The 8,728-nt window shown below is 74.1% G+C and carries 12 protein-coding genes; 8 read left to right on the forward strand and 4 right to left on the reverse strand.

All coding sequences use genetic code 11. From position 1 onward, the window contains the following. Both VGI02_RS08675 and VGI02_RS08680 read left to right on the forward strand, forming a co-directional pair. Positions 1-237, forward strand: a 237-nt coding sequence (locus VGI02_RS08675) for a VIT1/CCC1 transporter family protein (protein WP_331626917.1), incomplete at its 5' end; no start/stop codon positions are given. Position 238: 1 nt separating this feature from the next. Next, the gene (locus VGI02_RS08680; RefSeq protein WP_331626918.1) at positions 239-1,012 is read left to right on the forward strand and encodes an SRPBCC family protein; all 774 of its coding nucleotides are present in this window, start codon (positions 239-241) and stop codon (positions 1,010-1,012) included. A gap of 3 nt (positions 1,013-1,015) precedes the next feature. Here VGI02_RS08680 and VGI02_RS08685 read toward each other — a convergent pair whose 3' ends face one another. Continuing rightward, positions 1,016-1,768, reverse strand: coding sequence for a YqjF family protein (locus VGI02_RS08685; protein WP_331626919.1), 753 nt, complete (start codon positions 1,766-1,768; stop codon positions 1,016-1,018). 52 nt (positions 1,769-1,820) lie between these two features. On the opposite strand from VGI02_RS08685, the gene VGI02_RS08690 reads away from it, so the two are divergent. Together VGI02_RS08690 and VGI02_RS08695 are read left to right on the forward strand one after the other, a co-directional pair. Continuing rightward, entirely contained in the window at positions 1,821-2,444 is a 624-nt protein-coding gene (locus VGI02_RS08690) for a methyltransferase domain-containing protein (RefSeq protein WP_331626920.1), read from the forward strand. Between the two features lie 58 nt (positions 2,445-2,502). Continuing rightward, positions 2,503-3,306 carry a DUF427 domain-containing protein gene (locus VGI02_RS08695; protein ID WP_331626921.1) on the forward strand — a complete coding sequence of 268 codons (804 nt, stop codon included), beginning with the start codon at positions 2,503-2,505 and terminating at the stop codon, positions 3,304-3,306. On the opposite strand, the gene VGI02_RS08700 is transcribed toward VGI02_RS08695, so the two are convergent. The 3 genes from VGI02_RS08700 to VGI02_RS08710 all read right to left on the reverse strand — a co-directional run bounded on the left by VGI02_RS08700 (position 3,219) and on the right by VGI02_RS08710 (position 6,195). Next, positions 3,219-4,787, reverse strand: coding sequence for a flavin-containing monooxygenase (locus VGI02_RS08700; protein WP_331626922.1), 1,569 nt, complete (start codon positions 4,785-4,787; stop codon positions 3,219-3,221). The genes VGI02_RS08695 and VGI02_RS08700 overlap by 88 nt on opposite strands. A gap of 24 nt (positions 4,788-4,811) precedes the next feature. Continuing rightward, entirely contained in the window at positions 4,812-5,276 is a 465-nt protein-coding gene (locus VGI02_RS08705; RefSeq protein WP_331626924.1) for a cupin domain-containing protein, read from the reverse strand. A 136-nt stretch (positions 5,277-5,412) separates the two neighbouring features. Continuing rightward, positions 5,413-6,195: an IclR family transcriptional regulator gene (locus VGI02_RS08710; RefSeq protein ID WP_331626925.1), complete on the reverse strand. Its 783-nt coding sequence runs from the start codon at positions 6,193-6,195 to the stop codon at positions 5,413-5,415. A gap of 247 nt (positions 6,196-6,442) precedes the next feature. Here VGI02_RS08710 and VGI02_RS08715 point away from each other — a divergent pair, with 247 nt between their 5' ends. From VGI02_RS08715 to VGI02_RS08730, 4 genes are all read left to right on the forward strand, one after another. Next, a complete protein-coding gene (locus VGI02_RS08715) occupies positions 6,443-6,637 on the forward strand; it encodes a hypothetical protein (protein ID WP_331626926.1) in 195 nt (64 codons plus the stop codon). Then, the gene (locus VGI02_RS08720; RefSeq protein ID WP_331626927.1) at positions 6,634-7,122 is read left to right on the forward strand and encodes a cupin domain-containing protein; all 489 of its coding nucleotides are present in this window, start codon (positions 6,634-6,636) and stop codon (positions 7,120-7,122) included. Before VGI02_RS08715 ends, VGI02_RS08720 begins: the two co-directional genes overlap by 4 nt. Beyond that, positions 7,119-8,063, forward strand: a complete 945-nt coding sequence (locus VGI02_RS08725) for an alpha/beta fold hydrolase (protein ID WP_331626928.1) — start codon at positions 7,119-7,121, stop codon at positions 8,061-8,063. The genes VGI02_RS08720 and VGI02_RS08725 overlap by 4 nt, the downstream gene beginning before the upstream one ends. Continuing rightward, on the forward strand, positions 8,060-8,728 hold a 669-nt coding region (locus tag VGI02_RS08730; RefSeq protein ID WP_331626929.1), incomplete at its 3' end, for a DODA-type extradiol aromatic ring-opening family dioxygenase. The genes VGI02_RS08725 and VGI02_RS08730, both read left to right, overlap by 4 nt.

Consider the following 8,728-nt stretch of genomic DNA (forward strand, 5'->3'; position numbering starts at 1 on the left):
GCCTTCACCCTCGGCGGGATCCTCCCCCTGCTGGCGATCCTGCTGCCGCCCGCGGACTGGCGCGTGGGGGTGGCCTACGTGGCGGTGCTGATCGCCCTCGGGCTGGCCGGCTGGGTGTCGGCGCGGCTGGGTGGCAGCCCGGTCGGGAAGGCGGTACTGCGGGTGGTGGCCGGCGGTGCCCTGGGTCTCGCCGTGACCTACGGCATCGGCAATCTCGTCGGCACAGCGGTCGGCTGAGGTGACGCAGGACGGCACGACGACCGACGCGATCGAGCTCGGCGTCGCGGTCACGGCGCCGGTCGAGGAGGCCTTCGACGCCGTCGAGAGGCTCCCGGACGTCCGGGCGTGGCTGGAACCGGCTGGGGTCGAGTCACGGGCCGACGGCACGATCGCCGTCGCGACGGGGAGCGGGGGCACGGCCCGCGTCGTCGACCGCGAGCCCCCGCACCGCCTCGTCACCGAGGCCGCCGTCCCCCTCGGCGGAGAGCCGGTCGTCACCACGACGACGTGGCGCGTCGAGCCCCACGACGGCGGCACGACGGCCGTCCGGGTCACGACGACGGGTCTCGGCGCGGGACTCGCGGCCGACACGCAGCGGGAGCGGGCCGCGACCGCGCTGACCACCCTGGCCGTCCACCTCGAGCACTTCCCCGGCCGCACGGGGGTCGGGCTGCACGCCTGGGGACCCTCGCGCGGCCGCTCCGCGGACAGCGGCCACGAGCGCGCCCATGCCCGCTTCCTCGCCCAGGTCGGCGTCGTGGTGCCGCGCCAGCCGTTGACGATCTTCCGCGGCGTCCCGCAGCTCTCGGGCACCTGCCTGGAACGCCGCGCGGGTCACCACCACAGCGCGGCCCTGCTCCTGCTCGACGGCCCCGCCCCCGGCGTCGCCACCCTCGCGACGACGGGCACCGAACCGGTCCACGAGGTCCGCGCCGTCCTCTACGGGGACGCCGCCGAGGAGGTCGCCGAACGCCTCGCCGCGCAGTGGTCCGCCTGGCTGGCGAACGCCTGACCCTCAACGCGGGGCGGGCTCCCGGCGCAGGGCAGGGCGAGGGAACCCGAAGCGGACCGACACGCCCGCGGAGAAGTGCACGAGGTCCGGCGCCCGGGCGGCCAGCGCTCCGAACCCCGCCGCGGCCACCAGCTCGTCGTCGCAGGCCAGGAGCTCGGCTCGGCGCAACGGCCAGGGCTCGTGGACGTTCGGGACGTACCAGGTCACGCCCGCGTGGTCTTCGTGCAGACCCCAGCGGGCGGTGAGGAAGTCCGCCAGCGGGTCGGCGACGACGGGCTCCGCGGGCCGCAGCGCGACGACGCTGCGGTGCCCCCCGGGTCGCGTGACCGCCCGGTAGACGACCTCGTCGTCCGACGCCGCGAACGCCATCCGCGCCCAGCGGTACGGCAGTCCGAAGGCCGCCCGCGCCCCGATCACGACCGCCAGCCGGGAGGCGTCGAGGCTGCGGAAGACGATGCCGCGCCTGCCGGTGTCGTCCACGGTGTAGAGGCGGACGTTGGTCTCGAGGAACGTCCCGAGCCACGGCACCGCGGGCCCCCGCGCCGCCCCGGCGCCGACCATCCGGAACGGCACGAGGCCCACGTAGGTCACCCCGTCGATCACGTCCGGGTGCACTCCGGGCGGCAGCATCGGCGCCACGTCCCCGGGCTCCACGGCCCAGTGCAGGAACCCAGCGTCGCGCCAGGACTGCCTCATCATCGTCGGGCCGGCGTACCCGGGCGCCCGCACGGCCACGGGTTCGGGCGGGATGTCCACCCGGCCAGCGTGCCCCGGAGTGCGCCGGTCCACGCGCGGGAACCATGCCGGGGTGTCCGACGACGCCGCGGCCGGGGCCGCCTTCCCTCCCGGGTTCTTCGACCGCGCCGACGAGGGCGAGGACACCGTCTTCTATGGCCCGCCCCGGTTGGTGCAGCACATCGACGACGCCGCGATCGCGGCGGTGTCCGCCTACTACGACGAGGTCGGCGTCGCGGGCGACGTCCTCGACCTGATGTCGTCGTGGGTCTCGCACCTGTCGACCCCGCCGCGTCACCTGACGGCGCTGGGCATGAACGCCGCCGAGCTGGAGGCCAACACGTGGGCCCACGAGCGCGTGATCCACGACCTCAACGCCGACCCGCACCTGCCCTTCGCCGACGCCGCCTTCGACGCGGCCGTGTGCACGGTGTCCGTCGACTACCTGACCAGCCCGGTCGCGGTGTTCCGCGAGGTCGGGCGTGTGCTGCGCCCGGGCGGTCGGTTCGCGCTCACCTTCTCGAACCGGTGCTTCCCGACGAAGGCGGTCCGCGGCTGGCTCGCGACCGACGACGCCGGCCACCAGGAGATCGTCGCGGCGTACTTCCGCGCCTCCGGCGTGTTCGGCGAACCGGTGGCGGCGCGGCGCCCGTCGGGCGGCGACCCGGTGTTCGGGGTCAGCGCGGCGCGCCTGTGAACGGATTCGGTCGCCCTGACGACGGAATACGCTCACGTGCGCGCAACGCTCACCCCATATGGCACTGACGCGTTTCGGCGGCCCGCTGTCCCGCAAGCTCCCGGAGACCCGCACGTTCACCGTCGAGGGGCCGGCGCACTCGCTGCTGCTCGAACCGTTCCACCGCCGGGTACGGGCGGTCGTGGCCGACGACGCCGGGAACGACGTCGTCGTGGTCGACACGGTTCGCGGCGCGCTGCTGCACGAGACGGGCCTCGGACCGCAGCTCTACCTGCCCGCCGAGGACGTGCGCGCCGATCTCCTCTCCCCCAGCGACACCTCCACGCACTGCCCGTTCAAGGGCGACGCCACCTACCAGCACGTGACGGTCGGCAACCGGACGATCTCCGACGCCGTCTGGTCCTACCCCGACCCGAAGCCGGACACCCCGTGGCTGGCCGGGCTGGTCGCGCTGCCGATGAGCGCCGCCGACCGGTGGCTCGACGAGGACGAGGAGGTGCTCGGGCACCTCACCGACCCCTACCACCGCGTCGACCTGCGCCCGACGAGCCGTGAGGTCACGGTCACCGCCCCGGACGGGACCGTCGTCGCCCGGAGCACGACCGCGGTCCTGCTCGACGAGACCGGCCTCGGCGCGCGCTTCTACCTCGACCCCGCCGACGTCCGGGCCACGCTGCGCCCGTCCGGGACCACCACCGTGTGCCCCTACAAGGGCGTGTCCACCTACTGGACCGTCGAGGTGAACGGCACCGAGGTCGCCGACGGTGCGTGGTCCTACGAGACCCCGCGGGACGAGTCGCGCGGCATCGCCGGCCGGGTCTCGTTCTCCGACGACTTCACGGTGGCGGCCTCGCCCAGCTGAGCGAGGAGCCTCGGGGTCACGTCCCGGTACGCGGTCGGGTCGACCGGGTTCAGCCACTGCGCCGCCCGGACCCGTGCCGGGATCTGCAGCCCGACGTCGCCGAGTACCTCGTCGACGTTGTGCAGCGAGAACGGGATGATCTTGGTGCCGTGGCAGTGGTGGCCGTTCGTCGCGCCGTCCATGAACGCGAGCTGCTCGTCGACCCGGGCGCGCATCGCGGCGCGGTCGGGCAGCGCCAGCCGCCCGGCGAGCCGCGCGGCCAGCCACACCGCGGCCATCTCGGCGTTGAGCGGGCTGAAGAACGACGAGTTGTACCCGGCGAAGGACAGGTCCTCGACGGCCACGGGCTCGATCTGGCGGTAGAGCAGGTAGTTCCCGCGCTCGTCGAGGAGTCGGCCACGCACGTCGTCGTCGAGGAACGCCACCTCCTGGCGGTACCCGGTCGCGCAGACGACCAGGTCGGCCGGAAGCACGGTGCCGTCGGAGAGCTCCGCGTGCGGGGCGCCGTCCTTCTCGAGCAGCCGCGCGACGGTGCGGTCGCGGTGCACCCGGATCGACCCCGCGGCGACCCCCTCGAAGAAGCCCTCGGTGGTGAGCCCGATGGCGTTGCGGACGATGTCGGAGAACTGGCCACGGGGCACGAGGTCGAGCTCCCGCAGCTTGAGCTGGCGGGTCGCGACGGCGCCGACCCCGGCGAGGAGCCCGCGCCGCAGCCGGTCGCCCGGCCCGTGCAGGAACCTCTCGAACCCCTGCAGCCGGACGTAGCGGAAGAGCGCCTCACCCATGCGGGTCAGCAGCAGGTGCTTGAAGTTCAGCCGGTCGGCCACCCGGCGCGGCATCTTCCAGAGCAGCTGGCGGGCGATCACGTCGGTGCTCGCGGCGACCTCGGAGATCGCGACCGCCACGTCGCAGGCGGACTTCCCGTACCCGACGACGACCGCGTGGGCTCCCCGCGCGCCGACGCCGTGGTAGGCGCCTGCGGTGGTGAGCACCCCGCCCGAGGCGGTGAAGTCCTCGACGCCGGGCAGTTCGGGCACCAGCGGCTCGGAGAACACCCCGTTGGCGACGACGAGGTGGTCGTACTCCGCCGTGGTCTCCGGTCCCGGCGCAGTCCCGGGGCCCCCGTCGCGCGGGCGCGTCCGCACCGTCCAGCCCCCGCCGGGCCGCGGCGAGGCCGCCACGACCTCGGTGCCCAGCCGCAGCAGGGGCGCGATCCCGGCGTGCTCGACGTAGGCCTCCAGGTAGGCCTGGACCTGCGCGCCGTCGGGCCACTCCGGGTAGTCCGCCGGCATCGGGAAGTCGGAGAAGGCGTAGGTGTCCCGGGCGCTCTGGGTGCACAGCCCCGGGTAGCGGCGCTCGGCGCTCCAGACCCCGCCGACGTCGCCCGTGCGGTCGTGGACCACGACCTCGTGACCGGCCTGGTGGAGCACCTTGGCGGTGCACAGCCCGGCGACGCCTGCGCCCACCACGGCGATCCTCATGCCCCTGGCGTCCATCGCGCGGCCTCAGGCCTGCGTCGCCGGGAGGCGCAGCTCGATGCCGAAGCGCGCCATCACCGACTCCATCACCGAGATGTCCTTCGGGCCCGGCGGCAGCTCGGACAGCGCCCGGTAGTACGCCTCGAGGCCGGCCGGGGAGACCACGGAGATGACCCGGGCCTCGTCGTCGAACGGGTTCCGGAAGGTGTGCACCACGTCGCGGGGCATCAGCAGGTAGTCGCCGTGGGAGAGCACGAACGTCTCGCCGCCGAGCATGACCTCCAGCCGGCCGGCGAGGCAGAGGAACGACTCGTCCTCGCGGGTGTGCACGTGCGGCGGTGGCCCGCTCACCCCGCCCGGCACGGCGTACTCGAACAGCGAGTACGCGTCGCGGGTCTCCTCCCCCGTCGCCTTGGCCGTGATGTTCAGCCCGATGGCCGGGATCTGTGTGCCCTCGCGTGAGGACAGCATGTAGCCGCCGCCCAGAGACATGAGCTCCTCCTGGTGATCCGCACTCGCCCGAGACGGGATGCGCTGGGTCACACAGTGCGAGCCGGGCGGCCGGACACCAACGACCGGTCCCGCTCAGTGGGACCAGCTCGAGGGGGACCGGCTCGAGGGGGGCCGCTCAGCGACGCGCCGAGTAGGCGCGCGACGCCGCGGCCGCGGCCATCCGCACCGCGGGCCCGGCCATCTCCGGGCGGAACGCCGTGGTGGGTCCGGTGACCGAGAGCGCGGCGACGATCTCCCGCAGCGGACCGAAGATCGGGGCGGCGACGCAGGAGACGCCCACGTTGCCCTCCTCGTGGTCCACCGCCCACCCGCGCTCGGCCACGGCGGCGAGCTCGCGACGCACCGCGGCGGCCCCGGTGAGGGTGCGCGGCGTCCGCGGGGGCATGCCGGCGGCCAGCACCTCGTCGACGACGGCGGCCTCGGAGTGGGCGAGGATCGCCCGGCCGAGACCCGAGCAGTAGGTCGGGATGCTGCCGCCGACCGCGGACAGCATCGGCATCGGGCGGTGCCCGGTGATCTTCTCGACGATGAGCACCTCGGGCCCGCGCAGGACACCGAGCTGCACGGCGACCTTCGTCGCGCCGTAGAGGTCCTGCAGGAACGGCAGGACCGCCTCACGCAGCTCGTGGCGGACCGGGGCGAGGCCCGAGATCTCGAACAGCCGCTCGCCGACGCGGTAGCGCTCACCGGGCTTGTCGAGCCACCCGAGGCGGCGCATCCGGTCGGCCGTGCGGTGGGTCGTGGAGCGCGGCAGCCCGCACCGCGCCACGAGCGCGGCCAGGGAGAGCTCCCGGTGCTCCGCGTCGAAGGCGTCCAGGATCGCCGCGGCGCGGTCCAGCGCCGCGGCGGGACCGGCCTTGTCCGTGGTGGTGTCCGTGGTGGTCTGCGAGGTGCCCACCGGACGATCCTGCTCACCACCCGGGCGGGAGTCGAGCATGCCGACCCGGCGTCCATCCGACCTCGTCCACGCCACGCTAGGCAGTTGATCTTGCCGATCGCGGGACGGATCATGTCGCGCTCGACAAGATCAACTGCCTAGCGTGGCGAGAGGCGAGTAGCCGGCCGGGGTATCGACGGTGCCGCCCGTCCCACCCAGTGGGACTGCGACTCGGTGTCCGACCGCGCCGCGCCCAGGCTCAGCTCCCATGAGCAGGCGGAGCACAGGAGCGGCGCCGGTCGGCGGTGCGGCGGGAGGCATCGGCGGCGCGGTGGCGGCCCGCCTAACCCGTGGCGGGCACGACGGCGCCGAGGCCGTCGCCTGGCTCGCTTCGCCGGCGTCCGGTTACGTGACCGGGACGGACCTCACGGTCGACGGCGGACGAACGGAGACGATGTGGTGAGCGCTTTCGCGATGGACGACTTCCTGGCCGGCCTGCACTCCACCGTGCCTCCGGGCCCCGGCCGTCCGCTGGTGGTCCACGACGGCGACCTCGTGCCGCTGCCTGCGGGCGAGGTGCACAACCCGACGACGCTCCGGGTCGCAGGAGATCTCCCGACGCTGACCTTCGAGCTGTTCAAGCAGGTCTTCCCGCCCGGGGGCAGCTCGGACATGCAGCGCCACCACCACGAGACGATCCACTACGTCGTCGCCGGCGACGGCCACTCCGAGATCGAGGACGAGGTGGTCACCTGGACCACCGGCTCCTTCGTCTACACGCCGCCGTGGACCTGGCACCGCCACCACAACGACTCGGCCGACGCGCCGGTCGAGTTCCTGACGATCGAGAACTCCCGCCTGCTCGCCCTGCTGGGCGTGCCACGCCGCCAGAGCGCAGGCGAGGTCGGGATGGACACCGCCCGCGCCCGTTTCGGAGACCCCTCATGACCGCTGCAGCCGAGGCGCGCCCGACCTCATCCTCGGGCCCGCCGATCCCCGAGCACGTCAGCATCTGGGGCGAGCTCGCCGACGTCGACCACGAACTGCGCCACGTCACCGTCGAGGTGGGCGGAGTCGGCGGGGTGCGCACCCGGGTGCTGCGGGCGGGCTCGGGCCCCGACCTGGTCCTGCTGCACGGCACCGGCGGGCACCTCGAGGCCTACGCCCGCGACGTCGCAACGCTCGCCCGGCACTTCCGCGTCACCGCCTACGACATGGTCGGGCACGGCTGGTCGGACCTGCCCGACGTGCCCTACACCGTGGACGTCCTGTCCGACCACCTCGTCGGCCTGCTCGACGCCCTCGACATCGAGCGCGCGCACCTGTCCGGGGAGTCCCTCGGCGGCTGGGTCGCCGCGTGGACGGCGGCGCACCACCCGGAGCGGGTCGAGCGGCTGGTGCTCAACACCCCGGGCAACATCGCGAACAAGCTCGAGGTCATGGCCCGGCTGCGGGCGAGCACGACGACCGCGGTCGAGGACCCCAGCGACGAGAACGTCCGCCGCCGCGTCACCTGGCTCTTCCACGACACCACGCAGGTCACCGACGAGCTGGTGGACCTGCGCCGGTCGGTGTACTCCCGGCCCGGCTTCCGGGCCGCCATCGCGAACACCCTCGTGCTGCAGGACCCGGTCACGCGGGCCCGCTTCAGCTGGGACCCGTCGTGGGTCGGCCGGATCACCGCGCCCACCCTGCTGGTCTGGACCGACCACGACCCCACGGGCGGACTCGACGAGGCGGAGCTGCTGCGGGGCTGGCTGGGTGACGTCGACCTGCACGTGATCACCGGGGCCGGGCACTGGCCGCAGTGGGAGAAACCGGGCGAGTTCGTCGACGTCCACCGTCGTTTCCTGGGCGCTGCCCCCTTCCGGGCCGGGGAACACGCGTGAGCGAGATCGTGGGGTTCGTCGGGATGTCCCACTCCCCCTTCGCGAGCCTGATGCCGCCCGGGCCCGACGACCCGGGCGCGACCTTCCTCGCCGACGTCGGGAAGGTGCGGGACGCGGTCACCGCCCTGGCCCCGGACGCCGTCGTCGTGATCGGGCCCGACCACTTCCACGGGAACTTCTACGACGTCATGCCGCCGATCACCCTGGGCGTCGAGGAGGCCGTGGGATTCGGTGACTTCGGCAGCCGGGCCGGCGCGCTGCCGGTGGCCGGCGCGCTCGCCTGGGCGGTGCACGACGCGGTGGCGGACGCGGGATTCGACCTCGCGCTGTCCTACTCGCTCACCGTCGACCACGGGATCGTGCAGAGCTACGAGATGCTGTGCGGACGGGAAGGGCACGGCGAGGGCGCCGCGATCCCGATCGTCCCGCTGGTGCTCAACACCGCCGCCCCGCCGCTGCCGACCCCCGCGCGCTGCGTGGCCCTGGGCCGGGCCCTGGGTGACGCGTTGCGCCGGGCCGCGGCGCAGGACCGGGTGCTCGTCGTCGCGAGCGGTGGCCTCTCGCACTGGCTGCCCTCCAACGATCCCCGCGACCCCGCGGTGGTCGGCGAGCGGCGGGCCGCGCTCATCCACGGCCGCCGCGACGCGGTCGGGTTCGCCGCCGCG

The sequence above is a fragment of the Actinomycetospora sp. genome (genome assembly GCF_036497245.1).
Lineage (GTDB): Bacteria > Actinomycetota > Actinomycetes > Mycobacteriales > Pseudonocardiaceae > Actinomycetospora.